At 65.5% G+C, this 26,638-nt stretch carries 27 protein-coding genes and 1 pseudogene; 15 read left to right on the top strand and 13 right to left on the bottom strand.

Going from position 1 to position 26,638, the window contains the following annotated elements:
* Positions 1-4: 4 nt before the first annotated feature.
* From V6N07_RS04345 to purC, 6 genes are all read right to left on the bottom strand, one after another.
* Complete coding sequence (locus V6N07_RS04345; RefSeq protein WP_371155384.1) at positions 5-1,714, bottom strand: sensor histidine kinase; 1,710 nt, start codon at positions 1,712-1,714, stop codon at positions 5-7.
* A 164-nt stretch (positions 1,715-1,878) separates the two neighbouring features.
* The gene (purQ, locus tag V6N07_RS04350; protein ID WP_371154330.1) at positions 1,879-2,547 is read right to left on the bottom strand and encodes a phosphoribosylformylglycinamidine synthase subunit PurQ; all 669 of its coding nucleotides are present in this window, start codon (positions 2,545-2,547) and stop codon (positions 1,879-1,881) included.
* Positions 2,548-2,640: 93 nt separating this feature from the next.
* Positions 2,641-3,675: a zinc-binding dehydrogenase gene (locus V6N07_RS04355; RefSeq protein ID WP_371154331.1), complete on the bottom strand. Its 1,035-nt coding sequence runs from the start codon at positions 3,673-3,675 to the stop codon at positions 2,641-2,643.
* Positions 3,676-3,858: 183 nt separating this feature from the next.
* Complete coding sequence (locus tag V6N07_RS04360; RefSeq protein WP_371154332.1) at positions 3,859-4,056, bottom strand: CsbD family protein; 198 nt, start codon at positions 4,054-4,056, stop codon at positions 3,859-3,861.
* 118 nt (positions 4,057-4,174) lie between these two features.
* Positions 4,175-4,402, bottom strand: coding sequence for a phosphoribosylformylglycinamidine synthase subunit PurS (gene purS / locus V6N07_RS04365; RefSeq protein WP_371154333.1), 228 nt, complete (start codon positions 4,400-4,402; stop codon positions 4,175-4,177).
* A 64-nt stretch (positions 4,403-4,466) separates the two neighbouring features.
* A complete protein-coding gene (gene purC, locus V6N07_RS04370) occupies positions 4,467-5,228 on the bottom strand; it encodes a phosphoribosylaminoimidazolesuccinocarboxamide synthase (RefSeq protein WP_371154334.1) in 762 nt (253 codons plus the stop codon).
* A 164-nt stretch (positions 5,229-5,392) separates the two neighbouring features.
* Between purC and V6N07_RS04375 the strand changes: the two genes are divergently transcribed.
* Positions 5,393-5,716 carry a DUF1476 domain-containing protein gene (locus V6N07_RS04375; protein WP_371154336.1) on the top strand — a complete coding sequence of 108 codons (324 nt, stop codon included), beginning with the start codon at positions 5,393-5,395 and terminating at the stop codon, positions 5,714-5,716.
* 126 nt (positions 5,717-5,842) lie between these two features.
* Here V6N07_RS04375 and V6N07_RS04380 read toward each other — a convergent pair whose 3' ends face one another.
* Both V6N07_RS04380 and V6N07_RS04385 read right to left on the bottom strand, forming a co-directional pair.
* Positions 5,843-6,859 (bottom strand): hypothetical protein, encoded by a 1,017-nt coding sequence (locus V6N07_RS04380; protein ID WP_371154337.1) that lies wholly within the window; start codon positions 6,857-6,859, stop codon positions 5,843-5,845.
* Entirely contained in the window at positions 6,856-7,314 is a 459-nt protein-coding gene (locus V6N07_RS04385; protein WP_371154338.1) for a TerB family tellurite resistance protein, read from the bottom strand. The genes V6N07_RS04380 and V6N07_RS04385 overlap by 4 nt, the downstream gene beginning before the upstream one ends.
* 195 nt (positions 7,315-7,509) lie before the next feature.
* On the opposite strand from V6N07_RS04385, the gene bmt reads away from it, so the two are divergent.
* Positions 7,510-8,520: a betaine--homocysteine S-methyltransferase gene (gene bmt / locus V6N07_RS04390; protein WP_371154339.1), complete on the top strand. Its 1,011-nt coding sequence runs from the start codon at positions 7,510-7,512 to the stop codon at positions 8,518-8,520.
* A complete protein-coding gene (locus V6N07_RS04395) occupies positions 8,520-9,389 on the top strand; it encodes an endonuclease/exonuclease/phosphatase family protein (protein WP_371154340.1) in 870 nt (289 codons plus the stop codon). The genes bmt and V6N07_RS04395 overlap by 1 nt, the downstream gene beginning before the upstream one ends.
* A gap of 86 nt (positions 9,390-9,475) precedes the next feature.
* Here V6N07_RS04395 and V6N07_RS04400 read toward each other — a convergent pair.
* Positions 9,476-10,525, bottom strand: a pseudogene (locus V6N07_RS04400) (PA0069 family radical SAM protein).
* A gap of 129 nt (positions 10,526-10,654) precedes the next feature.
* On the opposite strand from V6N07_RS04400, the gene V6N07_RS04405 reads away from it, so the two are divergent.
* The 10 genes from V6N07_RS04405 to grxD all read left to right on the top strand — a co-directional run bounded on the left by V6N07_RS04405 (position 10,655) and on the right by grxD (position 17,257).
* Entirely contained in the window at positions 10,655-11,362 is a 708-nt protein-coding gene (locus V6N07_RS04405) for a corrinoid protein (RefSeq protein ID WP_371154341.1), read from the top strand.
* Positions 11,363-11,605: 243 nt separating this feature from the next.
* Positions 11,606-12,217: a glutathione S-transferase family protein gene (locus tag V6N07_RS04410; RefSeq protein ID WP_371154342.1), complete on the top strand. Its 612-nt coding sequence runs from the start codon at positions 11,606-11,608 to the stop codon at positions 12,215-12,217.
* A gap of 83 nt (positions 12,218-12,300) precedes the next feature.
* Entirely contained in the window at positions 12,301-12,513 is a 213-nt protein-coding gene (locus V6N07_RS04415; protein ID WP_371154343.1) for a hypothetical protein, read from the top strand.
* Positions 12,514-12,525: 12 nt separating this feature from the next.
* Positions 12,526-12,840, top strand: a complete 315-nt coding sequence (locus tag V6N07_RS04420) for a YbjQ family protein (protein WP_371154345.1) — start codon at positions 12,526-12,528, stop codon at positions 12,838-12,840.
* Complete coding sequence (locus V6N07_RS04425; protein ID WP_371154346.1) at positions 12,837-13,505, top strand: DUF1638 domain-containing protein; 669 nt, start codon at positions 12,837-12,839, stop codon at positions 13,503-13,505. The genes V6N07_RS04420 and V6N07_RS04425 overlap by 4 nt, the downstream gene beginning before the upstream one ends.
* Before the next feature lie 74 nt (positions 13,506-13,579).
* Positions 13,580-13,915 (top strand): hypothetical protein, encoded by a 336-nt coding sequence (locus tag V6N07_RS04430; RefSeq protein ID WP_371154347.1) that lies wholly within the window; start codon positions 13,580-13,582, stop codon positions 13,913-13,915.
* Positions 13,916-13,985: 70 nt separating this feature from the next.
* Positions 13,986-16,145 (top strand): phosphoribosylformylglycinamidine synthase subunit PurL, encoded by a 2,160-nt coding sequence (gene purL, locus V6N07_RS04435; protein ID WP_371154349.1) that lies wholly within the window; start codon positions 13,986-13,988, stop codon positions 16,143-16,145.
* 242 nt (positions 16,146-16,387) lie between these two features.
* Positions 16,388-16,630 carry a BolA family protein gene (locus V6N07_RS04440; protein ID WP_371154351.1) on the top strand — a complete coding sequence of 81 codons (243 nt, stop codon included), beginning with the start codon at positions 16,388-16,390 and terminating at the stop codon, positions 16,628-16,630.
* Positions 16,627-16,890: a hypothetical protein gene (locus tag V6N07_RS04445; RefSeq protein ID WP_371154352.1), complete on the top strand. Its 264-nt coding sequence runs from the start codon at positions 16,627-16,629 to the stop codon at positions 16,888-16,890. Before V6N07_RS04440 ends, V6N07_RS04445 begins: the two co-directional genes overlap by 4 nt.
* A gap of 4 nt (positions 16,891-16,894) precedes the next feature.
* Positions 16,895-17,257 carry a Grx4 family monothiol glutaredoxin gene (grxD, locus tag V6N07_RS04450; RefSeq protein ID WP_371154353.1) on the top strand — a complete coding sequence of 121 codons (363 nt, stop codon included), beginning with the start codon at positions 16,895-16,897 and terminating at the stop codon, positions 17,255-17,257.
* Positions 17,258-17,340: 83 nt separating this feature from the next.
* Here the strand turns inward: grxD and V6N07_RS04455 are convergent, their stop codons facing one another.
* From V6N07_RS04455 to V6N07_RS04470, 4 genes are all read right to left on the bottom strand, one after another.
* Positions 17,341-17,544 carry a pilus assembly protein gene (locus V6N07_RS04455; protein WP_371154354.1) on the bottom strand — a complete coding sequence of 68 codons (204 nt, stop codon included), beginning with the start codon at positions 17,542-17,544 and terminating at the stop codon, positions 17,341-17,343.
* 94 nt (positions 17,545-17,638) lie between these two features.
* Positions 17,639-19,102 (bottom strand): ribosome biogenesis GTPase Der, encoded by a 1,464-nt coding sequence (gene der / locus V6N07_RS04460; protein WP_371154355.1) that lies wholly within the window; start codon positions 19,100-19,102, stop codon positions 17,639-17,641.
* A gap of 83 nt (positions 19,103-19,185) precedes the next feature.
* Positions 19,186-20,508 carry a PQQ-binding-like beta-propeller repeat protein gene (locus V6N07_RS04465; protein WP_371154356.1) on the bottom strand — a complete coding sequence of 441 codons (1,323 nt, stop codon included), beginning with the start codon at positions 20,506-20,508 and terminating at the stop codon, positions 19,186-19,188.
* 46 nt (positions 20,509-20,554) lie between these two features.
* Complete coding sequence (locus tag V6N07_RS04470) at positions 20,555-21,214, bottom strand: hypothetical protein (RefSeq protein ID WP_371154358.1); 660 nt, start codon at positions 21,212-21,214, stop codon at positions 20,555-20,557.
* 241 nt (positions 21,215-21,455) lie between these two features.
* Here V6N07_RS04470 and V6N07_RS04475 point away from each other — a divergent pair, with 241 nt between their 5' ends.
* Together V6N07_RS04475 and V6N07_RS04480 are read left to right on the top strand one after the other, a co-directional pair.
* The gene (locus V6N07_RS04475; protein ID WP_371154360.1) at positions 21,456-22,799 is read left to right on the top strand and encodes an efflux RND transporter periplasmic adaptor subunit; all 1,344 of its coding nucleotides are present in this window, start codon (positions 21,456-21,458) and stop codon (positions 22,797-22,799) included.
* The gene (locus V6N07_RS04480) at positions 22,796-26,569 is read left to right on the top strand and encodes an efflux RND transporter permease subunit (RefSeq protein ID WP_371154362.1); all 3,774 of its coding nucleotides are present in this window, start codon (positions 22,796-22,798) and stop codon (positions 26,567-26,569) included. Before V6N07_RS04475 ends, V6N07_RS04480 begins: the two co-directional genes overlap by 4 nt.
* Positions 26,570-26,638 lie beyond the last annotated feature (69 nt).

Below are 26,638 nucleotides of genomic sequence, written 5' to 3' on the forward strand. Positions count from 1 at the left end.
TTCCTTATTCGGCTGCGTCGAGCCGTGTTTCCAACGTCGGCAGGCGAACTTCAAACACCGCCCCCCCGGTTTCGCCATTGCGGGCGGTCAACCGCCCGCCGAGGTTCGATACGATGCCCGAACTGATGGCCAGCCCGAGGCCGACACCCTCGCCCGGTTTCTTGGTCGTGTAGAAGGGTTCGAACAACTGCTCCGGCGCCTCGATCCCGTGGCCGGAATCGCGGACGGCGATCACGACCTCCTCGCCCGAGGTTACCAGGATATCCAGTTCCGGGTCATCCACGTCGTTCATCGCATCGAGCGCATTCCGCACGAGGTTGATGATCACCTGTTCCAGCCGCAGGCGGTCGGCCATGACAAGGACGGGCTGTTCCGGCAGGGCCTGCGTCAGGCGCACCTTGTGCTGGCGCAACTGCGGCTCCATCAGGGTCAGTGCGGCGGACACCGCCTGCCTGACATCCACCTCCTCGAAGGCTTCGCCCCCCTTGCGGGCATAGGACTTCAGCTGACGGGTGATCGCGCCCATCCGGTCGATCAGATCGTCGATCCTCTGAAAGCTGGACAGCGCTTCTTCGGGGCGACGTCGATCCAGCAAAAGGCGCGCGCCGGCCAGATAGGTCTTCATCGCCGCAAGCGGTTGGTTCAACTCATGACTTACGGCCGCGGACATCTCGCCCAGTGCGGCAAGTTTGGACGACTGTGCAAGGCTCTGCTCCGTTTCCTTCAGTTCAAGCTGCACGCGCTTTCGCTCGGCAACTTCCCGGCTGAGGCGGTCGTTCAACCGGCGCAGCGCGACGGATTCGCGTTGAAACAGCAGGGACCGAAGGGTGGATCGGCGATTGAGCAGGTAGAACCCGAGCGCCAGAAGCAGGGCAAAGCCCATGATGATCAGGGCCAGAACGCCGTTGACGCGTTCGCGCACGGATTCGTAGCTGGTGAAACTTACGAGGCGCCAGCCCCGGAAAGGCACCCGTGCCTCCATCTGCATCAAGGCCGCGCCCGAAAAATACCCGTCATCCGTGTCAGGCCCGAATGCGCCCGTCGTCGCCAGCGCCCGTTCCAGGGCGGAGGGCACCGACATCGTCTGCAACGCCTGATCCAGCGGCTTGCCGCGCCACCGCGGTTCCGTCGACAGGATGACGGTCCCCCCCGCGTCGGTGACGGCGACGGCCGCCGTCGTGCCGCGCCACCGGCTTTCGAATTGGGCAAGGTCGACCTGCACCTGCAGAACGCCCAGCGGCGTCGTGCCATCCCGGACCAGGCGGCTGAAGCTTGCGACATAGGCCCCGGCCGCATCGGGCGCGAGGGTGAAGACAGTGTCCGTGGTATCCACGGCCTCGGTAAAGAAAGGCGTTTCGCGGTGCAGCGTGCCCAGTTGCGTGCGATCCGTCGCGGCCACCGTGCGTCCATCCATGTCCATCAATCGGATGGAGGCCGCCCCGATCTCATCCACGTAGGAGATCAGCCGCTGAGAGGATGCCGAGAAATCCCGCACGTTCAGCGCCGAGATCAGCGTCTGGTCCCGTGCCAGCAGAAGCGGCACGACGGAATTGCGCTGCAACTCCGACAGGATGGCACCGGCATAGAGGGATTGGCGCAACTCTGCCCGCGTCCGCGTCGTCTCGACGAATCGCTCGGTCAGATAGGCATTCGCCACATAGACGACGGCAATCGCCACGAGGACGGTCGACGCCACGATGATCCGGGCCAACATCGGCAGACGTGGAAGCACCCGTTCGGACTTGGTGCCGCGGTTCTCATCCGTTTGATCCATTGAGCGTCTGCGCCACCACATGTCAGAGCGTTATCGCGCGACCGACCCTGCCTCAAGCGTGGGGCCGCGCGTCGGCGGTGCGCCGCCCGCCGGACGAGACGCGATCAGGCCTCGACGAGCGCGCGGGCCAACCCGGCGAACAGGGCGGCGCCGTCGGTATTGCCGTGGGCTGGGTCCGATGCACGCTCGGGGTGGGGCATCATGCCCAGCACGCGCTTGTTCTGGCTCAGGATCCCGGCAATGTCGTCCGCCGCACCGTTGGGCGTTTCCACGTAGCGGAAGGCGATGCGCCCTTCGCCGGTCAGGCGGGCAATCGTTTCCGGCGGGGCAGTATAGTTCCCCTCGTGGTGCGCGATCGGAATGTCGATCACGTCGCCCACGGAATAGGCGCTGGTAAAGGCGCTCTCGGCGTCCTCGACCCGAAGCGCGACCGTCTTGCAGATGTATTTCATCCGCGCATTGCGCAAAAGCGCGCCGGGCAGCATCCCCGCCTCGGTCAGGATCTGAAAGCCGTTGCAGGGCCCGAACACATAACCCCCCCGATCCGCATGTGCCTTCAGCGCAGCAGAGATCGGAGACCGTGCGGCAATCGCCCCGCAGCGCAGGTAGTCGCCATAGCTGAAGCCCCCGGGCACCCCCACGAGGTCGGTTCCGGCAGGCAGTTCGGTTTCCTTGTGCCAGACCATCTCGGTCTCGAACCCGGCGGCGCGAAAGGCCACAGCAAGGTCACGGTCGCAGTTGGAACCGGGGAAGACGAGGACGGCGGCTTTCATGGGCATGCTTCACAATCTGGGGACACTGCGCCGTCCGTTTTTCACATTCCGGCGAAACTTTCCAGACGCCGTCTGCAGGTCGCGCCCGATCCCCTAGCGGGCGAAATCGGTCACGATCGCCACGCCCGGCGGGGTCGGGCCGTTGAAGGCAGCCAATTCATCGGACACATCGGACAAGGCCACCTCGCGCGCAATCATCGGAGACATGTCGACCCGCCCGGACGTGATGAGCGACAGAAGCGAGGGGTAGCGCCAGGATGGCATGCCGCGCGTCCCGTACATTGCCAGATTGCCCTGATAGACGGCTGACATGTTCACATCCATGCGCGCCGTGTGACCGGTCGGCAGACCGACCTGCACATGCCGCCCGAGCGGGCGCAGGCATTCGAGCGAGGCGTTCACCGTGGCCGGAATGCCCAGCGCCTCGACCGAGACATGCGCCCCGCCGCCCGTGATCTCCCGGATCTGCCCGGCGGTATCCTCGCCCGCCAGAACGGCGGCATCCATGCCAAGCGACAGCGCATGGTCCAGCTTTTCCTGCACCACGTCCACCACCACCACATGCGCACCCAGGGCCCGGCCCAGCAGGGCAGCGGACAATCCGATGCCGCCGGTGCCGTGAACGGCAAGCCATTCGCCCCCCTGCAAGGCCGCGCGCCCGGTAAGCGCGTGCCACGACGTGGTCACGCGACACCCAAGACCCGCCGCCACCGTAGGTGAGATACCATCGGGCAGGACGGCCAGATTGAAGTCGCGCGGCACCGCGACGTATTCGGCAAAGGCCCCCGGCTCGACGAAGCCCGGCAGCCGCTGATCGAGGCAGGTGTTCGACGCGCCTGACCGGCATTGCGGACAACTGCCACAGGACAGGATGAACGGGGCCACCAGCATGTCACCGACGGCATGCGTGGCGTTCGGCCCGGCCTCGACGACTTCGCCGCAATATTCATGGCCGCCGATCTGTCCGGGCTTGACGCGCGGATGCTCCCCCACCCACCCGTGCCAGTCCGACCGGCAGACGCCGCAGGCGATGACGCGCAGGACGACGCCGTCATCGGGGCACTCGGGATGGGGCACATCCTCCAGCGACAAGGGTGCGTTGTAGGATCGCAGAACAGCAGCACGCATGAGAAACCTCCCTGTTTTGAGATGAGGCTAGCGCGGCAAATCCCAAGGCGCGAGGGTCATCTTGCCGGCGGGGTGCCGACGTCCCTGACAAACGAAAACGACCCGCCGCCGGCGGGTCGTCACACTCGTTACATGTACCAATTGCTACACAATCCACTTGTCACATTCCGTCGGCCGCTGGCCTCAGAGCCTGCTGATCCATGCGTCGACCTTTTCGCGGGCCTCTTCCTTGCTGTCGCCGTAACGCTCCTGAATTTTGCCTTCCAGAACGTCGCGATCGCCTTCGGCCTGTGCAAGGTCGTCGTCCGTCAACTCCCCCCACTGCTGCTTGGCCTTGCCGGTGAATTGCGTCCAATTGCCTTGGATTTGATCCCAGTTCATAGCGCTCTCCTTTCAGAAGTTGCTCTGATGGACGAACGTGGAAGGGCGCCGAATCGTTCCCGATCCCGGCGCCCTTTCGTGCATTACCTCGCGATAGCGGCCAAGGCCGCGACCGGCGTCACATCTCGATGCGATAGCTTTCGATGACCGTGTTCGCCAACAGGCCTTCGCACATGGCGCGCACGTCCGCTTCCGTGCTGCCCTCGGCCAGATCCAGTTCGATCAGCTTGCCCTGCCGGACCCCTTGAACGCCCGAAAATCCCAGCGCCCCGAGCGCGTGCCGGACCGCCTCGCCCTGCGGGTCGAGAACGCCGTCCTTCAACATGACCGTTACCTGAGCCTTCATCGGGACGCTCCCTTGTGTCTTGTGCGTATGTACCGATCCGCGCGCCCAGCCGGACGCGGGATCGTCAGTTGATCAATGTCGGTCGCGTCACCGGACCGGAGTTGGCCGGCAACACGCCAAGACGGCGCGCGACCTCGGTATAGGCATCGGCGAGCGACCCCAGATCCCGGCGGAACACGTCCTTGTCCAGCTTCTTGCCGGTCTCGATATCCCACAGACGGCACGAATCGGGGCTGATCTCATCCGCGAGGATCAGGCGCTGGAAATCGTTGTCCCAGACGCGGCCGATCTCGATCTTGAAATCCACCAGCTTGATTCCGACGGCCATCATGCACCCGGACATGAAATCGTTCACGCGCAGCGCAAGCGCGACGATATCGTCAAGGTCCTGCTGGCTGGCCCAGCCGAAGGCGATGATATGCTCTTCGGCGACCAGCGGGTCGCCCAGCTTGTCGTCCTTGTAGCAGAATTCGATGATGGGGCGTGGCAGGGGCGTGCCCTCTTCGATGCCAAGGCGCTTGGACATCGATCCGGCCGCCACGTTGCGCACGATCACTTCCAGCGGAATGATCTCGACCTGACGGATCAACTGCTCGCGCATGTTCAACCGCTTGATGAAATGCGTGGGCACACCGACGCCGGCGAGGCCGGTCATGAAGAACTCGGACAGGCGGTTGTTCAGAACGCCCTTGCCGTCGATGACGTCTTTCTTCTCGCCGTTGCCGGCCGTGGCGTCGTCCTTGAAATACTGCACAAGCGTTCCCGGCTCTGGGCCTTCGTACAGGATCTTGGCCTTGCCTTCGTAGACTAGTTTGCGCCTGGCCATCTGGTTTCCATCCTCGGGGTGCTGCGGTCAGGGCGCACATATGCGGAATGGGACACCGCTGCAAGTTAAGCGGTCATGGTGTTCCCGTGGGGGTGACGGGTTGCGATGACACGGGCGAGGTCGCATATCTGATCCAGTGACGCCTCAACCCACCGGAGACCCCCATGTCCAGCAGCTTCAACGACCGCGAAAAGAACTTCGAAAACAAGTTCGCCCATGACGCCGAACTGCAATTCAAGGTCGAGGCACGGCGTAATCGCCTGCTGGGGGAATGGGCGGGTGAATTGCTGGGCAAGACCGGCGATGACCTGAAGGCCTATGCCACCGAAGTCGTCAAGTCCGACTTCGAGGAAGCGGGTGACGAGGACGTGTTCCGCAAGGTTTCCGGCGATCTGGGATCCAAGGCCAGCGAGAGCGAGATTCGCGCCAAGATGGCCGCCCTGAAAGAGACCGCCAAAACCCAGGTCATGACCGAAATCGAAGACTAGGCTTACGGCCCTGCCCCGCATGCGTCGTTCCCGGCGCTGTTCCACGTAACCCGGAACATCGAGGCTGGTGATAGGTAGCTACCGGCGCCGCGTGCAACCCGCGGGCCGGTTTTTTCGTGCCGGGCGTCATGCCCCGTCGGTCGGCCCCCGCCGCATCCTGGCCACCCGACTGGCAAGCCAACCCCCGTTCCTGCCGTCCGACCCCGCCCCGTCCTTGGGCCGGGGACGCCCGGCTTTCGCACGGCCCAGCAACTTGCGGTCGGGAAACGGGCTTTCGGGATGGATCAGCAGCCAACGGTCCGTATCATTGCCCAGCCTGCCCTCTGGCAGGTGCCGCAGACGATAGGTCACCGGCGCCGCGCCGTGGCTGGCCGGGCCGGTCATCTCCGCCCCGTCCGCGAACATGTCGTTCCCGTCGAGCAGTTGCGCCGCTGCGGCATAGATCGCGCGCAGGACCTCTGCCTGTGGTTGCGGGCTTTGCCTGATCTCGACCTCCACCCCCACGAAAGAGGCCAGACCGACGCTGACCCCGCTGCGCAACTTGGGTGCAGCCGGATCGCGGAAGGGCACCAGATGCAGCCAGTGCAGCAACGGGATGCGCCCGGCGCGAACGGCATCCGCCGCCCTCAGGAAATCGTCCCCCGGCATCAATCGGTCGCACCACCCGATGGCGATCCCCGCCGTGATGGGAAGGTCCGCGAAAACTGCGGCGATGGCGGTCGCGTAGCGGGCCGCATCGAGGCGGCGGGCAAGATCCGTGCCGCCATGGTTGACCGCGATTTCAAGATGCGCGCGGTTCTGCGTCATGCGGATGGCATCCGGGCCGGTGGGATCGATCCGGTTGCGATGGAACAGGGGATGCCAATCCATCGAAATCGCTTCGCCCGCCGTGATGACGCCCGGACCGATCCCCCCACCACAGGGCACCGTAGCCACGGCGTCAGAGGCATCACCGGGCGCCGGGTCGGGCGTTGCGTCGGCGCGCCCCCATGCGAGGTCGGGGAAATCCTCTGCCACGGCGGTCAGGATGTCACCGGCGTCGAACTGCAGGATTTCATCCAGAAGAACCGTAATACGGAACGGCGTCGAAAGGCGTATCTGGCCGGTCGACCTTGCGGTCGCAGGCGTCCTGCGTGGTGTCATCGCCCCGCCTCCGTCCGCGACAGCCTGTGTCGCGCCATCCTGGTGATCGCTTCCTGTCGAACAGGCGTGATCCCGAGGCGCCGTGTCATCGGATCCAGCACGGCCGCCTGCGCGGAACTGACCGGCCCATCCGACAAGGCGACCTGCGATGCCAACAGGACGGCGGCAATCTTGCCGGTATCGTCGAGGTGCTGCACCGCGTGTTCGAAAACGTCCTCCGTTCCGCCGTCCTGCAGGTTGCGGATGACCTCCTCTACCGCGGCCTTCAGGGCGCTGGCCGGCAGGGCCGACAGACCGGGCACCGTCGTGGCCGCAGCACAGATTGCGGCGACCTCTGCCTCGGCCAGATCGCGATCGGCATCGGCCACGATGATGGCCATCGTCAGGATGGCCTTCGATCGGTGATAGGCCGATCCGTGTCGACGGGCCGCCCGCAGGTCGGAAAAATGGGGCACGCAAGCCTCTGATGTTCGAAACGGTCCGATCCGGCCTAATGGCGGCAAATGACCAATTTCGGGCGGGCCATGGGCGAAAAACCGGCGGCAGAGTTGTTCCCGCCCTCACGTCGGTGATGAATTATTTGAATTTGCGCTGGGTGACCACACGGGTCATAGGCGCCCGACCCGCCCATTTCCCTTCCGGAGGCCGCAATGCCCGACGCCCTGACGAAACTTCTGCGCGACCGCGACTGGCTGTTGGCGGATGGTGCGACCGGCACGATCCTGTTCAACATGGGGCTGGAGGCCGGGGACGCCCCCGAATTCTGGAACGAGACCGAGGTCGCCAAGGTGCGCGCCCTCTACCAGGGATCGGTGGATGCCGGGTCCGACCTGTTCCTGACCAATACGTTCGGTGGCAACGCCGCGCGGCTCAAGCTGCACGGGGCCGAGGCGCGTGCGGGGGAATTGTCGCGCATGGGTGCGGAGATCGCGCGCGAAGTCGTGGACAAGGCGGGCCGCCCCGTGGTCGTGGCGGGGTCGATGGGGCCGACCGGGGAAATCATGGCCCCCATGGGTCCCTTGACCCATGAAGCAGCGGTCGAGATCTTTCACCAGCAGGCCGAAGGCCTGAAGGCCGGTGGTGCCGACGTCCTGTGGGTCGAGACGATCAGCGCCCCCGAGGAACTGAAAGCCGCCGCCGAGGCCGCGGCCCTCGTGGACATGCCGTGGTGCGTCACCATGAGCTTCGATACGGCCGGTCGCACCATGATGGGCACCACATCGGGTGCCATGTCGCGGCTTGTCTCCAAACTGCCGAATGCGCCCGTAGCCTACGGCGCCAACTGCGGCGTCGGCGCATCGGACCTGATCCGCACCGTCATGGGCTTTACCGGCGACATACCCGTCATCGCCAAGGGCAATGCGGGTATCCCCAAGTTTCACGACGGGCACATCCATTATGACGGCACGCCCGAATTGATGGCCGACTATGCCGTTCTCGCCCGCGATGCGGGCGCCACGATCATCGGCGGTTGCTGCGGCACGACACCGGCCCACTTGAAAAAGATGCGCGCCGCGCTGGAATCGACGCCCCGCGGGACGGCCCCTGCCCTCGACGTCGTGGCCGAACGACTGGGCGGATTCTCGTCCGACAGTGATGGCACGGACGGTCGCGGCCCGACACGGGACCGGTCGACAAGCCGGCGCCGCGCGCGCGGCTGATGGGTCCCGCATTCGGCCTGCTGGTCGGCCTTTTGGCCGTCTGCGTCCTTGCATCCTTTGCCGGCCCGTGGATGCCGGCCTTCGACAGCCTCGCGATCCTGCTGCCCTATGCGGCGGCGGGGCTGTTGCTGATTGCCATTCTGGTCGGGTCGGCGGGAAGAAGCCTCCGACTTTCGGCCGCGATGCTGGGTGTCATCGGCCTGATCCCGGTCGTCTTGTTCGCCTTGCCCACACGCACCGGGGATGGGCCCGCGCTGCGCCTGCTGCAACACAACATCCTGTACATCAACGATGGACGATTGTTCCCGGACGTCATCCAGGGGTCCGATGTCGCCACCTTTCAGGAGGTGCAATCGGTCTGGACCGCGCTGCGCACCCTGCCCGCCCCTTGGGTCGGACTGGATTGCCCCGAGGCCGTCGGCATCGGCACCGCCGTTGCCACCCGGTTAACCGTTCTGGATCGCGGGTGCCTGAGCAGTGGCGAGGCCTGGGTCAGGGTCCAGAGCGACCTCGGGCCGGTCACCGTTCTGTCGCTTCACCTGCACTGGCCCTGGCCCGCGGGTGGCGATCGCCAGATGCAGCAGGTCGCAAGCCTCGTGAACGAAATCGAACGTCTGGCGACGCCCCTCGTGATCGGTGGCGATTTCAACCAGATGCCCTGGTCGACGGCCGTCGCGCGCATTGCCGACGCGGCTGACGGCAAGGTGACGGGTGGCTTGCGTGCGACCTTCGTCAAGGCGGGCGGTGCGATCCGCCTGCCCATCGATCACGTCATCATCCCCGAAGGTTGGCACGCCCGGACGACACGCGGGCCGCGCCATCTGTCGGACCACCACTCCGTCACCGCCCGCATCACGGCCGGAGGGTGATAACCATGCCCTCCTTCTTTGTTCCTCAAATATCCGAATCCTGCGCCCACTGCGCACGCGCCCCGCGGATGACCGGGCACCAGCGATCAGAAAAGCGCCAGCTGGTCGCCCGCACGAGGCGGCACGCGGAACAGGTCCGTCCGCAGCGCGGGCAACTTCCATGCAAGGTTCAGCGAACCACAGGCCCGGTGGAACCGCGTCTGCAACAGGTCGGCATGAACACCGCGCCCGCGCATCCTCTGGCCAAAACCCGCGTCATAGAGCTTGCCGCCATGAAACTCCCGCACGCGGTTCAGAACCTTGCGGGCGCGGTCGGGCGCATGTTCGCGCAGCCATTCCTCGAACAGCGGTGCGACTTCCAGTGGCAGGCGCAGGGGAATCATGCTGGCCGCCTGCGCGCCCGCGTCGCGCGCGGCGGACAGGATGCCCTCCACCTCTTGATCGGTAAGGCCGGGGATGACCGGCGAGACCATGACGCGCACGACGACCCCCGCCTCGGCCAGCCGCTCGATGGTCGCAAGGCGGCGCGAGGGAACGGGGACACGGGGTTCCAGTTTGCGGGCAAGGGCGTCGTCCAGCGTGGTGACCGACAGGCCGACGCGGCACAGCTGTGGCCCCATGTCGCGCAGGATGTCGATGTCGCGTTCCACCATCGTGCCCTTGGTCGTGATGGCGACGGGGTGCCGATGATCGCGCAGAACCTCCAACAGGTGACGCATGATGCGGCGATCCCGTTCGATGGGCTGATAGGGATCGGTGTTCGTTCCGATGGCCATCGTGGCGGGCACATAGCTGCGCGCGCGCAGCTACGCCGCCAAGGCCTCGGGCGCGTTCGGACGCGCCGTCAGCCGCGTTTCGAAATCAAGGCCCGGCGACAAGCCCAGATAGGCATGGCTGGGACGCGCATAGCAATAGATGCAGCCGTGTTCGCAACCCCGGTACGGGTTGACGGACCGGTCGAACCCCAGGTCGGGCGACTTGTTTCGGCTGATCGCGCGGCCCAGATGTTCCTCCCGCACCTCGGTCGCGGGGCGGGCGGGCATCGCCACCTCGCGTTGATAGGGGTCGAACCTGCTGCCCGCGTTGGACAGGGCGCCGCGCGTCGCGATTGCGGTCGGGGACAAGGCGTCAAACATGAGAACATAAATAGAACATCTGGCGAATTCGCGCAAGATGGTCGCGAGGCGTCAGCCCGATGTCGCTTTCTGCACTGTCAGATCGCGGCCCCCCATCCACAAAAATCCTGAGCACATGAGGAAGCCACCATGTCAGACGACGCAGAAGACGACATCATCCTGGCCGACCTGCCCGACGAGGAGCTGGTCGCGCAGATGTACGACGACCTCTACGATGGCCTGCGCGAAGAGATCGAGGAAGCCGTCGAGATCCTGCTGGAACGCAAGTGGGAACCCTACCGCATCCTGACCGAGGCGCTGGTCGGCGGAATGACAATCGTCGGCAACGATTTCCGCGATGGCATCCTGTTCGTCCCCGAGGTTCTGCTGGCCGCGAACGCGATGAAGGGCGGCATGGCGATCCTGAAGCCGCTGCTGGCCGAAACCGGGGCGCCGCGCGTCGGGAAGATGGTCATCGGCACGGTCAAGGGCGACATCCACGACATCGGCAAGAACCTCGTGTCGATGATGATGGAGGGCGCCGGTTTCGAGGTCGTGGACCTTGGCATCAACAATGCCGTAGACAGCTATCTCGATGCCCTTGCCGCGGAAAAGGCCGATATCCTCGGGATGTCTGCCCTGCTGACCACGACGATGCCCTACATGAAGGTCGTGATCGACTCGATGGTCGAGAAAGGCATTCGCGACGACTACACGGTTCTTGTCGGCGGTGCGCCCCTGAACGAGGAGTTCGGCCGCGCCATCGGTGCGGATGCCTATTGCCGCGATGCCGCCGTGGCGGTCGAGACGGCCAAGACCTTCATGGCGCGCAAGCACAACCAGATGGCCGCTGGCTGACCGCAGGCGGATGCTGCGTGCCGGGGCGCGGCGGGGCACCACCCCGCCCGCCCATTCCCGTCGGGCCCTTGTTGTCTTCGCGCGCTTGTTTGCGTCGCCACGACGACTGACCTCGTGTTCATGAACATGTCCAGCGTGATCAACACTCGTGGGTGGGTGGTCTTTCAAGACAAGACGCGGCGCGCAAAGCTTGCCATACAGATCGCGGAACACTGACCTGTCTGCGCCACCGGAGGCCATCTCATGACCCTGACACTCCACCTTGCACCGGGCACCGTCGCCCTTGCCAGTCATGCCGCGCTGGAGGAGGCCGGCGCAGAGTATGATCTGAAATGGCTCGACTTTTCCGCGGCCGAACAGACGCGGGCCGACTACCTTGCGATCAATCCCAAGGGGCGTGTTCCGGCCTTGATAACCGAACATGGCACGTTGACCGAAACGATTGCCATCCTGTGGTGGATCGCGGCCACGCACCCGCAGGCAGAGCTCATGCCAACCGACATGTGGCAGGCCGCCCGCGCGCGCGAGACGATGACATTCCTCGCCTCGACGATGCACGTGGCCCATGCACACAAGATGCGCGGGCACCGCTGGTCCGACGACCCGGACGCTCAGCAGAGCATGCGCGCAAAGGTTGCCGAGAACATGGCCGATTGCGCCGCATGGCTGGAGGAGCGGCAAACCGGCGACTGGGTGGCGGGCACATTCTCGGTCGCTGATCTGTATGTCTGGACGGTGCTGCGGTGGCTCGACGGGGATGGTGTGCCCCTGTCGAACTATCCCCGCCTGCAGGCGCTTTTCGACCGGGTGGCGGCGCGTCCGGCGGTCGCCCGGGTTGCGGCCCTGCACGGATAGCGTTGATCGCAAGGCAAGGCGTGCCGCTTGGAAAGAACGGCCAGTGCCCCCATCTTAAGGGCGTGGAACACCCGGAGGATACCATGCCAATTGATCGATTCGTGCTGATCCTCGTGATCGTCCTTGCCGCGGCGGGGGCGACCGTCTGGCTGGCCGCGATCGTGGCGACCTCGATCACGGTGCCCCTCGGCTGGCTTGCCCTGATCCCGGCGGTCCTTGCGGCGCTGATCGGGTGGCGGGTGATCTCGGACCGCCTGCGCAACCGCGAAGACGACCATTATGACCGGATGGAGTAGCCAGTGACCGACATGATCGTGACAACGACCGACGGCGTGGCCGGGCGGGACATCGTGCAGACCCTCGGGCTGGTCAAGGGATCCACCGTCCGCGCCAAGCATATCGGGTCGGATATCGTGGCCTCGCTGCGCAATCTCGTGGGTGGAGAGGTCAAGGAATACGCCGCCCTTTTGACCGGCGCGCGCGAGCAGGCCATCGACCGCATGCTGTCCGAGGCCCGTTTGATGGGCGCGGATGCCGTCGTAGGCATGCGTCTCGAAACCTCGACGATCACGCAGGCTGCGTCCGAAGTCGTGGCCTATGGCACCGCCGTGCGACTGGCATGAGGCGCGGCCGCCGCAGGTCCGAGGCCGAGCCCGATACCTGGGAGGCGCGCCTGACGCGGGATGGCTTGCCCGTGGCGACCGCGCCGCAACCGGGGCGCGTTCTGGTCATCGCCTGCGGGGCACTGGCGCGAGAGATTCTGGCCGTGGTCGAGGCGAACGGCCTCGGTCATGTCGACCTGCATTGCCTGCCTGCGATCCTGCACAATCACCCCGACCGCATCGCCCCCGCCGTCGATGCCGCGCTGACGCAACAGGCCGCGGCCTATGATCGGGCCTTCGTGGCCTATGCCGATTGCGGCACGGGGGGCGCATTGCGGGCGGTCTGCGACAGGCATGGTGTCGAAATGATCAAAGGCCCGCATTGCTACGCCTTCTTCGAAGGGCTGGATGTCTTCGCAGGTCGGGACGAGATCGACGCCTTCTACCTGACGGATTTTCTTGCCCGACAGTTCGATGCCTTCGTCACCCGCCCCCTCGGCCTCGACAGACACCCGGACCTGCGGGACACCTATTTCGGGAATTACCGAACGCTGGTCTACCTTGCGCAGACGGACGATGCGGACCTGACCCGACGCGCGCGGGCGGCGGCGGATGCACTGGGCCTTGCGTTCGAACGCCGGTTCACCGGCTACGGCGGGCTTTCGCCGGTTATCGCCCGGCTTTGACCGCAGGCGACGGCAACAGTTGACAGAGCGGGCCACGCCCCCGCATCCTGCATCACCGGGCCGGAGGATGACCCATGCGTTCCACCATTGCTGCCATCGTGATGTCGATGCTGCCCCTTTCGGCGCAGGCCATGGATGGCGCGCGGCCCTTGCTTCTGTCCGATGCCCCCGGTGCCGTCGGCGCCCCGGTCCTGACCTCGGACGAGGTCAAGTTGGGGCACCTCGTGGCGTTCCGCCCACAGGACGATGGCGGCGTGTTCTGCATCGTGCAACTCGACGACGAACTGCGTGTCGACACCTCGGCCCTGATGGTGGCGGGCCTCATGCGGGCCACTGACGGGTCGCTGCGCCTTGTCGAAGATGCGGCGACGCTGGCCGATCGGATGAAATTGCCCTTGCGGCCGCGCTGACGCGTCGGCCACTGGACCCCCCCCGGCTTGGGGCCTATGAGGGGGCGCGCAACCGATCCCGAGGCTCCCTATGTCCGATCCCGCCATCACCCCAGACCTGATCGCGGCCCATGGCCTGTCCGAAGACGAGTACGCTCGCATCCTGGAGATCATGGGGCGGGAGCCGACGTTCACCGAACTGGGCATCTTTTCGGCCATGTGGAACGAGCATTGTTCCTACAAGTCGTCGAAGAAATGGCTGCGTGGCCTGCCCACGAAGGGACCGCAGGTCATCTGCGGACCGGGTGAAAATGCGGGCGTGGTCGACATCGGCGACGGTCAGGCCGTGGTCTTCAAGATGGAGAGCCACAACCACCCGTCCTACATCGAGCCCTATCAGGGCGCCGCGACCGGCGTCGGTGGCATCCTGCGCGACGTGTTCACGATGGGTGCGCGCCCCGTGGCCGCGATGAACGCCCTGTCCTTCGGCCTGCCGACGCACGCCAAGACGCGACAGCTGGTGCACGGAGTGGTCGAAGGCGTAGGCGGCTATGGCAACTGCTTCGGCGTGCCGACAGTGGGGGGCGAAGTGCGCTTCGACGCCAGCTACAACGGCAACTGCCTCGTGAACGCCTTCGCGGCGGGGATCGCGGATGCCGACAAGATCTTCTATTCGGCGGCCAGCGGCGTGGGCCGCCCGGTCGTCTACCTCGGGGCCAAAACGGGCCGCGACGGCGTCGGCGGGGCCACGATGGCCAGCGCGGAATTCGACGACACCATCGAGGAAAAGCGCCCCACCGTGCAGGTCGGTGATCCCTTCACCGAAAAGCGCCTGATGGAGGCGACGCTGGAACTGATGGCGACCGGCGCGGTGGTGTCCATTCAGGACATGGGGGCGGCGGGCCTGACCTGTTCCGCCGTGGAAATGGGCGACAAGGGTGGCCTTGGCATCCGCCTTGACCTTGACCGTGTGCCGGTGCGCGAAACCGCGATGACTGCCTACGAGATGATGCTGTCCGAAAGCCAGGAGCGGATGCTCATGGTGCTGGACACCGCCAAGGAAGACGTGGCCCGCGCGGTGTTCGAGAAGTGGGATCTGGACTTTGCCATCGTGGGCGAGACCATCGCCGAGGATCGCTTTCTGATCGTTCTGGACGGCGAGGTGAAAGCCGACCTGCCCCTGTCCACCCTGGCCAGCAGCGCGCCGGAATACGACCGTCCCTGGGTGCCGACGCCCTCGCCTGCGCCGCTGGGCGACCTGCCCGAGGTCGACCCGATGGCCGGCCTGCAATCCCTGATCGGCAGCGTGAACTACTGCGCGCGCGATTGGGTGATCGAACAATACGACACGCAGGTCATGGGCGACACGATGGTCCTGCCCGGCCTCGACGGCGGCGTGATCCGTGTGCACGGAACCGACAAGGCCTTGGCCTTCACGTCCGACGTGACGCCCCGCTACGTCAAGGCGAACCCGGTCGAAGGCGGCAAGCAGGCCGTGGCCGAGGCCTATCGCAACCTGATCGCCAAGGGTGCGCGCCCGCTTGCGACGACCGACAACCTGAACTTCGGCAACCCGGAAAAGCCCGAGATCATGGGCCAGTTCGTGCAGGCCCTCGACGGGATCGGTCAGGCCTGTCTGGCGCTGGACATGCCGATCGTGTCGGGCAACGTCAGCCTGTATAATGAAACGGATGGTGCGGGCATCCTGCCGACACCGACGATCGGGGCCGTCGGCCTGATCGAAAAGGCCGAGACCCGGATCAGCGGCGTGGTACAGCCGGGCATGATCGCCCTGTTGCTGGGCGGCGATGGCACGCACCTCGGACAATCGGCCCTATTGGCCGAACATCTGGGCCGCAACGAAGGCGATGCCCCGCCCGTCGATCTGGCGGCGGAACGCGCCCATGGTGAGTTCATCCTCGACAATGCGGCATGGATCACGGCCTGCACCGACCTGTCGGACGGTGGCCTTGCCCTCGCCGCTTTCACGCTGGCCGAGGCCCATGGCCTTGCCGTGACACTGGACGTCGAGACGACCGAAGCCTTGTTCGGAGAGGATCAGGGCCGGTATCTGCTCGCCTGTACCTTCGATGCGGCAGAGGCCCTGATGGTGGCCGCCGGACAAGCGGACATCACCCTGACGATGGTGGGCCAGTTCGGCGGCGATGTCGTCAAGCTGGGCACGACGTCTGCCCCGCTGGACGAGCTGTCCAGCCTGTATCGCGGCACCTTCGCGGCCGCGTTCGGGTAACAGCGGGCCGCAGGGGGCTCTGCCCCTGCGCCTCGGCTCTCGGACCAGTCGCGGCTGAAACGCCCCGCCGGGGGCGTTTCCGGGGCGCCGCTCACCCCCGAGGCATCCGGGGCCGGCGTAGGGCAACGGCGGCAAGGTCAATCGACGGTAAAGGATCACGGGGGGCGCTGCGGCCAGTCGGCATCTTGCCCTCGCGCCGCGCCCCACCTAGCTAGATCAATGACACTATCAGGAGGTCAGCCATGGCGATGCAGGCGCAAGACATCGAGGATCTGATCAGGGCCCGCTTTCCGCAGGCGAAGATCACGATCACCGATCTGGCCGGGGACGGAAACCACTATGCCGCCGAGGTCGTGGACGAGAGCTTTCGCGGCCAATCGCGCGTGACGCAGCAGAGGGCGGTCTTTGCGGCCCTTGGCGACAAGATGGCCGGCAAGAACGGAGAGTTGCACGCCCTTGCGCTTACGACCCGCGTGCCGGAATGAGCGGCCTGGCCGCCACACTTGCGGCCCTGATCGTCGGCGTCCTGTTGGCGCGGGCGATCTGGATCCTGCGCAAGGAAGCGCAACAGGAAGATGGCGGGCGGCCGCGCGGCATTGCGCCGGGCACGGGCTATACCGAGATTACGTCGGACTACTCTTCGGGCGTGGGGGGCGGCAATCAGCTGACCAGTCGCGTGCCGAAGGATCCACAGGAATATGCGCGCGTCTTCGTGCCGCGCCGCGACAGAGAAAACAGGAGTTGAGATCATGACAGACGCTACCGCGCAGATCGACGAAATGGTGAAGAACAAGGACGTCGTCCTGTTCATGAAGGGCACCAAGACGATGCCGCAATGCGGATTTTCCAGCAAGGTTGCCGGCGTCCTGAACTACATGGGTGTCGAGTATTCCGACGTGAACGTCCTTGCCGACGATGCGATCCGCCAGGGCATCAAGGATTACTCGGATTGGCCGACAATCCCGCAACTGTACGTGAAGGGCGAGTTCGTCGGCGGTTGCGACATCATCACCGAGATGACCCTGTCCGGTGAGCTGGACACCATGCTGGAAGACAAGGGCGTGTCCTTCGACAAGGACGCCGCAGACAAGATCCGCGAAGCAAACGCCTGATCGGCACATCATTCGTGACAATGCAGAACGCCGCCCCGAGCGATCGGGGCGGCGTCCTTCGTTTTCGGACCGGGGCCACGGGGTCAGAAGGCCACTTCGGTATGATCGACGAGCAGCACATCGTTGATGTCATTGGAGAGGCTTTCGATACCGCCCGAGATGACGCCCATCACGGCAAGGCCCAGCCCGACAAGGGCCGCGGTCAGGACCACCCAGTCGACGGTCACCGCCCCGGATTCGTCGTGGATGAACTGGGCGAGGATGAGGGTCTGCTTGTCGAGGGTCATTGCAATCTCCTGTTGTTGCTGACCTCGACAGACCATTCGGCAAAGGTCGCCCGGCGACGCAAAGACGGCACCGCTGCGACCTTTTCCTAAACCTCTAGTCTTTCCGGCGTCCTTCGACGTGCTTGCGCAGCCGCGAGGCCTGCACCCGCTTCTTGCCCTTGTATGGGTTCGCATCGCCCTGCCCCCGCATGTGCAGGCGGATCGGCGTGCCGGGCATGTCGAAATCCTCGCGCAGGCCGTTCACCAGATAGCGACTGTAGGCGTCGGGGATCGCGTCGGGGTGCGAACACATGACGACAAACCCCGGCGGACGTGTCTTGACCTGCGTCATGTAGCGCATCTTGATCCGGCGGCCCTGCGGGGCGGGTGGCGGATGCTGTTCCAGCATGCCCGTCAGCCAACGGTTCAACGCCGCGGTCGGGATACGGCGGTTCCAGACCTCGTGCGCCTTGACGATGGCCTGTTGCAGACGGTCCATGCCCCGGCCCGTCTTGGCGGACACGGTCACGAGGGGGGCGCCGCGCAGCTGCGGCAACAGGCGCTCGAAGGCTTCCTTCAGCTCCTTGAGCTTTTCCTGTCGGTTTTCCTCGATATCCCACTTGTTGACGGCGACGACCACGGCCCGGCCTTCGCGGGCGGCAAGGTCGGCGATGCGCAGATCCTGCTGCTCGAACGGGATTTCGGTATCGAGAAGAACCACCACGACCTCGGCGAACTTGACCGCGCGCAGGCCGTCGCTGACCGACAGCTTTTCCAGCTTTTCGGTAATCTTGGCGCGTTTGCGCATGCCCGCCGTGTCGAACAGACGGGTCGGCACGCCATCCCAGTCGAACCCGAGCGCGATGGAATCACGGGTGATTCCCGCTTCCGGACCCGTCAGCAGTCGGTCCTGACCGATGATCTGGTTGATCAAGGTCGACTTGCCGGCATTGGGGCGCCCCACGACAGCGATCTTGAGGGGACGTTTCTCGGTCGGGGCCCAATTGGCTTCCTCGTCCTCGTCATCCTCGTCGATCTCGATCTCGGCTTCCGCCTCCTCCTCGTCCACGGGGGTTGCGGCGGCCTTTGCCTCCACCAGGGGGCGCAGGGCGGCGGCAAGGTCGGCCATGCCTTCCCCGTGCTCCGCCGACAGACCGATGACATCGCCAAGGCCGAGGCCGAAGGCCTCGAACATGCCGGCCTCGCCCAGACGGCCCTCCGCCTTGTTCGCAGCAAGCAGGACGGTGCCGCCCTTGCGGCGCAGGATGTCGGCGAACACCTCGTCCGCCGGGGCGACGCCGACGCGGGCGTCGATCACGAACAGGGCCGCATCCGCCATGTCGACGGCCCGTTCGGTCAGGCGGCGCATCCGTCCCTGAAGGCTGTCGTCTGTCGCCTCCTCCAGTCCGGCGGTGTCGATGACCGTGAACTTCAGGTCGCCAAGACGCGCGGCGCCCTCGCGCAGGTCACGGGTCACGCCGGGTTGGTCATCGACCAAGGCAAGGCGTTTGCCGACGAGGCGGTTGAACAAGGTGGACTTGCCGACGTTGGGCCGTCCGACGATGGCGAGGGTGAACATGAGGGGCCGTCCCGCGTAAGATCAGGCGCGGCACCTAACGCACCTTGACCGTCAGGGAAAGACCGTGTTCGCGTGATCGCCGATCAGCGGTAGGCGTGCAGGTCGCCGCCACGCCCGACGACATAGAGCGCGTCACCGAAAACGATCGGCCGCGACGCCGCCCCGCCGGGGATGTCGATCTGCGTGATCTGCGTCCCATCGACCGGGTCGAACCCGCGCAGTGCCCCGTCCGAGGACGCGACCCACAGCTTTCCGCCCGCAAGGACCGGGCCGAAATGGGCATAGATCCCCTGCCGCCGGGACAGCCGCTGATTGCGGTAATACGGCAGGTCGGTGCGCCAGATCGGATCACCCGTCGCCGCATCGATCCGCAACAGCTGCGCCCGATCGGATACGGCGAACAACGATCCGCCCGACACGACCAGCGGGCTGACCGCGCCTTCGTCGGCCGTCCAGACACGCGTGCCGGACGATTGCTCCAACGCGACAAGACGCCCGGACGAGGTTCCGGCATAGACGATACCGTCGGCCACCACGGGATCACCCGTGATATCGCCGACAAAGCCCGAAGCGACCCCGCGGCGACGCCCGGAAACCGAGCTGCCCCAAACGCGAATGCCCGAAGCCTTCAGCGTGGCGACGATCTCGCCGCTGGCATAGGGAAATATGGCGAGACGCCCGGAAATGGCTGGCGATGGCGCGGTGGCGGTTGCCGCCTGTGCCTGCGCCGCCGGAATGTCCCACCGAATACGGCCGGTATCGGCCTCGATCGCCCAGGCGCGGTTGTCACGGCTGACAAGGTAGACCAGACCGCCTTCGACCTTGGGTGTGGTGATCGGCGCATCCAGACGCTGCACCCAGCGTTCGGCCCCACTGGCGGGGTCGAGGACGTGAAGCTCTCCGAAGCCGGTGGTCACATAGAGTGCGCCGCCGACCACGGCCAGACCGCCGCCCGACGCCTCGTTTGCCTTTTCGGCAGGTGGCACGAGGCTGCGCGACCAGACGACCTGACCGGACAGGGAAACCGCCGTCACAGTCGATTGCGCATCCAGCGTATAGAGTTGCGTACCGTCGGACACCGGGTCCGCGGTGATCCGCTGACGCCGGGTATCACCGCTGCCGATATTGGCTGTCCAGATGCGGGCGGGCGCGGCCGCCAGCGTCGCATGGGCCGGATCGTTGCTGGCGGTGCCGACACGCATCGGCCAGGCGGCCAGACGTTGCGCCGCCGGCAGGGTCAGCGGCACAGATCCTTCGGCCACATCGGTTGCCGCAGATGCGAGGATCGCGCCATCCGCGTCCGCGCGTACTGCAATCCGCTCGCCTGCAAGGATTTCTTCGCGCTTCTCGCAAGCCCCGAGTATCAGAGCGGTCACGCCCATCAGGATGCAGATCTTTGCATTCATGAGATTTTCCTGCTCCCTGCCCTTCAAGCGTACGCGGATCCTGTCGTCAGACGGGTTCCGGCGTTCCCCCAAGGGCCACAATCAACTGCACCGCGCGGCGACGCAAGGTCTCCGTCACTCCGGCCTCCTGGCTGAGCACGCGCAACAGCGTGATGGCGGTGGCGGTGTCGTCGGCGCGCACGGCGGCCAGCGCCTGCTGCTCGACGGCAAGGGCGCGATACGGCGCGCCGGGTGTCGCCAAGGCTTCGAGGATCTGACCATCGCGTGCCGCATCACCGGTGCCGCCCGACAGGATCACCTTCAAGAGCGCCAGATCACGGTATGTCGGCAAAAGCTCGGGCATGTCCGCAAGGGCAAGCCAGACATCGCGCGCCGCCGCTGCATCACCGTCTTCGCCGTTCGCCAGCGTCGTGGCGTTCAGCAGGGCCTGAATGGCGGCCTGTTCCTGTCCGACCGGTTCGATCGCCGCGATCGCGGTCCGTCGGGCAGGCAGATCCTCGGCGTCGAGGGCCGCGATGACGGCATTGCCGAAGGCCTGGGCACGGGCCGCATTCTGCGCCTTCTGCCATTCCAGATAGGCGGCAACGGCAACGAAGGCGACGACAGCGACGACGGGGATCCAGCCCCAGCGACGCAAGGCAGCCGTCACGCGATCGCGGCGAACCTCCTCGGACACTTCGTCGATGAAACTTTCCGGGTTGGACATCTGACCCCTCCGTTGGCAGTGGCGGCTGTCTAGCGCCGATCCCGCCGGGCGCCAAGACGCAAAGCCCGCCTTGATGCCCCAGCCTGCAAATGCGCAGGTTCCCCTGATATTTGCGCACTGGACTCTCGCCTTGTCAGTTGATCCAGTGACGCGTACTCATTTTTTAAATCTAAACCGAACGGTTCAGCGTATAGAGTTACGAGGTCGCAGAATCGCGGCCTTGTTCTGCCAGAGGATTGCCATGCGTTTCTTTTCCCTTCTGACAGCTGCGTTGGTGTGCGTGGCGCTTTTCCTTGTCGTGCTGCAACGAGAGGCTCTCTTGCAATTCGCGCGAGGCTTCGGAAGCGACCCCGTGGAAGAGACACCCGTGGCCGAGCCCGCGCCAGCCGAAGTGCCCGTGGCAATCGCCACGACCGGGGCGGAGGAAGCACAGGAAGCGGTGCATGTCGTGGCCTTGCGGTCCATTGCGCAGGATGTTCCCGACGCCGTGATGGTGCGTGGCCAATCCGAAGCGGCCCGCGAGGTGGTGGTTCAGGCGGAAACCTCCGGTGTCGTCGTGTCCGAGCCCATCCGCAAGGGCACCTTCGTCGAGGCCGGGCAGCTGCTGTGCGAAATCGATCCCGGTTCGCGTGGTGCCACCTTGGCGGAGGCCGAGGCCCGGCTGGCCGAAGCGCGCGCCCGCATCCCCGAGGCCGAGGCCCGCGTCCCGCAGGCACAGGCCACCGTTGCCGAGGCCGAAGCCCGCCTGCAGGAGGCGCGAATCAACCAGAACGCCGCCATGCGCCTGTCCGAAGGCGGCTTTGCCTCGGACACGCGCGTGGCAAATGCCGACGCGGCGCTGCGCTCCGCCGAAGCCGCCGTCACCGCCGCCCAGACGGGTCTGGAGACAGTGCAGGCCGGGATCGAAAGCGCCATGGCGGGCATCGAAGCCGCCGAAGCCACGGTGGAACGCGCGCGTCTGGATATCGACAAGCTGTCGGTCGAGGCCCCCTTCGCCGGCCTGCTCGAAACCGACACGGCCGAACTGGGGACACTGTTGCAGTCCGGCGCGCCTGATTCGGCGCGCTGCGCGACGATCGTGCAGCTGGACCCGATGAAACTGGTCGGTTTCCTGCCAGAGGCGCAGGTCGACCGCGTCACCGTCGGATCGAACGCGGGTGCGCGCCTCGCCTCTGGCGGTGATGTCACGGGCAAGGTCACCTTCCTGTCGCGCTCCGCCGACGATCTGACGCGCACCTTCCGCGTCGAGGTGACCGTGCCGAACGAAGACCTCAGCATCCGTGATGGACAAACCGCCGAGATCCTCATCCAGACGCCGGCCACGCGGGCGCATCTGATCCCGGCATCGGCCCTGACGCTCAACGACCAGGGTGAGCTTGGCCTCAGGATCGTCGAGAACGGCATTGCCGGTTTCGCGCCTGTCACATTGGTCCGGGATACGACGGAAGGCGTCCTTCTGACCGGTTTGCCGGACAGCGTGGATGTCATCGTCGTCGGTCAGGAATACGTGACCGACGGTGTCCCCGTGCGGGTCAGCTATCGGTCCGATGACGCGGATGACAGCAACCAGGAGGCCACGCAATGACAGGCATCATCGACTGGGCCGCCGGCCGTGCCCGAATGGTCCTCGCCTTTGTCGTCCTGTCGGTCATGGCGGGTACGATCGCCTATGTCTCCCTGCCGAAGGAAGGGGAGCCGGACATCGACATTCCCGGCATCTTCGTCAACGTGCCCTTCCCCGGCATCTCCGCCTCCGACGCTGAAAAGCTGTTGGTCAAGCCGATGGAAACGCAGCTCAAGGAGGTCGATGGCCTCAAGTCCATGAGCGCGACGGCCGCCGAGGGTTTCGCCGGCATCTTCCTCGAGTTCGAGTTCGGCTGGGACAAGGCCGCGACCATCGCCGACGTGCGCGACAAGATGAACAACGCCGAAGCGGATTTCCCCTCGGGCGCGGATCAATATGCCATCGACGAAATTAACTTCTCGGAATTCCCGATCCTGATCGTGTCTTTGTCCGGTCAGGCCCCGGAACGCACCCTTCTGCGGCTGGCGAACGAGATGCAGGACACGTTGGAGGGGATGCCCGCCATCCTCGAAGCCGGTCTGGCCGGGCACCGGGACGAAATGCTGGAGGTCCTGATCGATCCGCTTGCGTTGGAGGCTTACAACGTCACCGCCGGTGAACTGATCAACGTGGTCACCAACAACAACCTTCTGGTTGCCACCGGTTCCGTCGAGACGGCATCGGGCGCGTTCCCGGTCAAGATCCCCGGCTCCTTCGACGATACGCAGGATGTCTACAACCTGCCGGTCAAGACGGATGGCGACCGCGTCATCACGCTGGGCGATCTGGCCCAGATCAACCTGACCTTCGAGGACCGCGAGGGCACCGCCCGCTACAACGGCGAAACGACGGTCGCCTTGCAGGTGGTCAAGCGCAAGGGCTTCAACATCATCGACACCGCCGCCGAGGTGCGCGACGTGGTCGAGGCGCAGGTCGCCTCCTGGCCCGACGAGTTGCAGCAGGCCGTCCGCGTCGAGGTGACGCTGGACCAGTCGCGTCAGGTCAAGTCGATGGTCAGCCAGTTGGAGGGCTCCGTCCTGACGGCCATCGCACTGGTGATGATCGTGGTACTGGCGGCGCTCGGCACGCGCTCCGCTTTGCTAGTGGGCTTCGCGATCCCGACGTCGTTCCTGTTGTCCTTCGCGCTGATGGGCGTGCTGGGCCTGACGATCTCGAACATCGTGATGTTCGGCCTGATCCTCGCGGTGGGGATGCTGGTCGACGGGGCCATCGTGGTCGTGGAATACGCCGACAAGCGCATCTCCGAAGGCTCCGGCCCGATGACCGCCTTTACCGAAGCGGCCAAGCGCATGTTCTGGCCCGTCGTCTCCTCCACTGCGACGACGCTCTGTGCCTTTCTTCCGATGCTGTTCTGGCCGGGCGTTCCGGGTGAATTCATGGGGATGCTGCCCGTTACGCTGATCTTCGTTCTGTCGGCGTCGCTGATCGTGGCGCTGGTCTACCTGCCGGTTCTGGGCGGCGTGTCCGGTCGCGTCTCGCGCGCGATCGAAAGGACCTCCGGCTGGTTGCGCGCCAAGCTGCCATGGGTTGTCCGGGCCGTCCTGGCCGTGGGCGCGGCGTGGATGATGGTCGTCTCCATCCTTCAGACGTTGAACCCACAGCTTCTGTTGCCGGAGACGGAACAGGGCAGCTTCGTCGCCATGATCCCCGGCGCGATCGGTTTCGTGATCAGCGCGATGCTTCTGTCTGCCTGCCTCGGCTCCGTCACGTGGCACCGCAAGGAACAGCGCGTCCGCTCCGGCTACCGGCGCAGCCCGTTCGGCTGGTTCGTCCATGTCATCGTCGGCAACCCTCTTGGCCCCCTCGTCGCGATCGGGGTCGTCGGTTTTGCCGTCGTGTCGGTGTTCACCTACTTCGGGTCGAACAACAACGGCGTCGAATTCTTCGTCGAGAGCGAGCTGGAACAGGCCAACGTCTACGTCCGGGCGCGGGGCAACCTGTCGCTGGACGAAAAAGACAGCCTGCTGGCACAGGCCGAGCAGATGGTTCTGGAAACCCCCGGCATCCAATCCGCCTTCGCCTTCGCGGGCGACGGGGGCCTGAACTCGGGCGGTCCGGGTGCGGCGGGCGGCCCCTCCGACACCATCGGACAGATCCAGATCGAGATGGTCCCCTGGGAGGATCGGCCCACCGTGTCCGAGCCGTGGTTCACCATTGCCGGGATGACCTTGAATACGCAGGTCGTGGACCCGGCCTTCGATGGCGACCGGATCGCCGAAGACCTGCTGACCCGGTTGCGCACCCTGCCCGGCATCAAGGTCGATCTGAGCGCGAATGATCGCGGCCCCGCACAGGGCAAGCCCATCCACCTGCGCCTGAAAGGCAGCAACTGGGAGGAGCTTCAGGCCGCGACCCGCGGGATGGAGGGGGTCTTTGCATCCACCCCCGGCCTTGTCGATCTGGAAGACACCCTGCCCCTGCCCGGCATCGACTGGGAAATCGACGTGGACGTCGAAAAGGCCGGTCGTTTCGGCGCCGATGTCGCCACCGTCGGCGCGATGGTGCAGTTGGTCACGCGCGGCATCCTGCTGGACACGATGCGGGTCGACACCTCGGATGACGAGATCGAGATCCGCGTCCGCCTGCCCGACGAGGACCGCGTCCTCTCGACGCTCGACACCCTCAAGGTGCGCACCGCGGACGGCCTCGTGCCGCTGGCCAACTTCATCACCCGCAAGGCCGTGCCGCAGCTGGCGCAGATCGACCGGATCGACGGCGAACGCTATTTCGACGTCAAGGCCGACGTCGCTCCAGGGCTGGTGAAACTGGTCGACAAGGATGGGACGACAGTCGGCATCGTCTCCGAAGCCGAGGCCGAGGGCACGGACCTGACCGTCGTGCCGGTCACCGCGAACGAGCGGATTGCCCTGCTGACCGAACAGCTGGAAAGCGGTGACCTGTTGCCGGCGTCTGTCGCGTGGGAATGGACCGGCGATCAGGAAGATCAGGCAGAATCCGGCGCCTTCCTGATGCAGGCGTTCGCCGGGGCCCTTGGCCTAATGTTCATCATCCTGCTGGCGCAGTTCAATTCGATCTACAACTCCCTGCTCGTGCTTCTGGCCGTCGTCCTGTCGACGGCGGGTGTGCTCGTCGGGATGCTGGTCATGGATCAGGCCTTCTCGATCATCATGACCGGCACGGGGATCGTGGCCCTCGCGGGGATCGTGGTGAACAACAACATCGTCCTGATCGACACCTATCAGGAATACAGCCGCTACATGCCCCGGATCGAGGCGATCACCCGCACCGCCGAGGATCGCATCCGCCCCGTCCTGCTGACGACGCTGACGACGATGGCGGGTCTGGCCCCGATGATGTTCGGCCTGTCCTTCGATTTCATCGGCGGCGGGTACTCGATCGGGTCACCGACGTCGCTGTGGTGGATTCAGCTGGCGACGGCGGTGGTCTGGGGCCTTGGCATCGCGACAGTCCTGACATTGCTGTTCACGCCTGCGATGCTTGCCCTGCGCGTCTGGTTCGTGACCTATGCCATCGCGCTTTCGCGCCTTGTGGGTCGCATGGGCTTCGGCCGTGCCAGCCGTGCGGGACAGGACTGGGCCCTGCGCCGGGCCGCCAAGCGGATCAAGGCACCGACACTTCTGTGGTCGGAGCCGGAGGAGGATCTGCCCCGAACGAAAGCGGCCCCCCTTGACCCGGACATGGCCCCCGCACCCGTCGCGGTCGTGCGTGCCGCTGCGGATCAACCATCGGACGATGACTGGGACGATGACACAACAATCGGCCACCCACCCCTGCGGGCCGCCGAATGAGAACCACGCAAACAACCCCCGCCGGTCGGGGGTTGTTTCGTATCCGGGCCTTGGAAATATTTCTTGCGA

The sequence above is a fragment of the Jannaschia sp. 2305UL9-9 genome, from assembly GCF_041403465.1.
Taxonomy (GTDB): domain Bacteria; phylum Pseudomonadota; class Alphaproteobacteria; order Rhodobacterales; family Rhodobacteraceae; genus Jannaschia.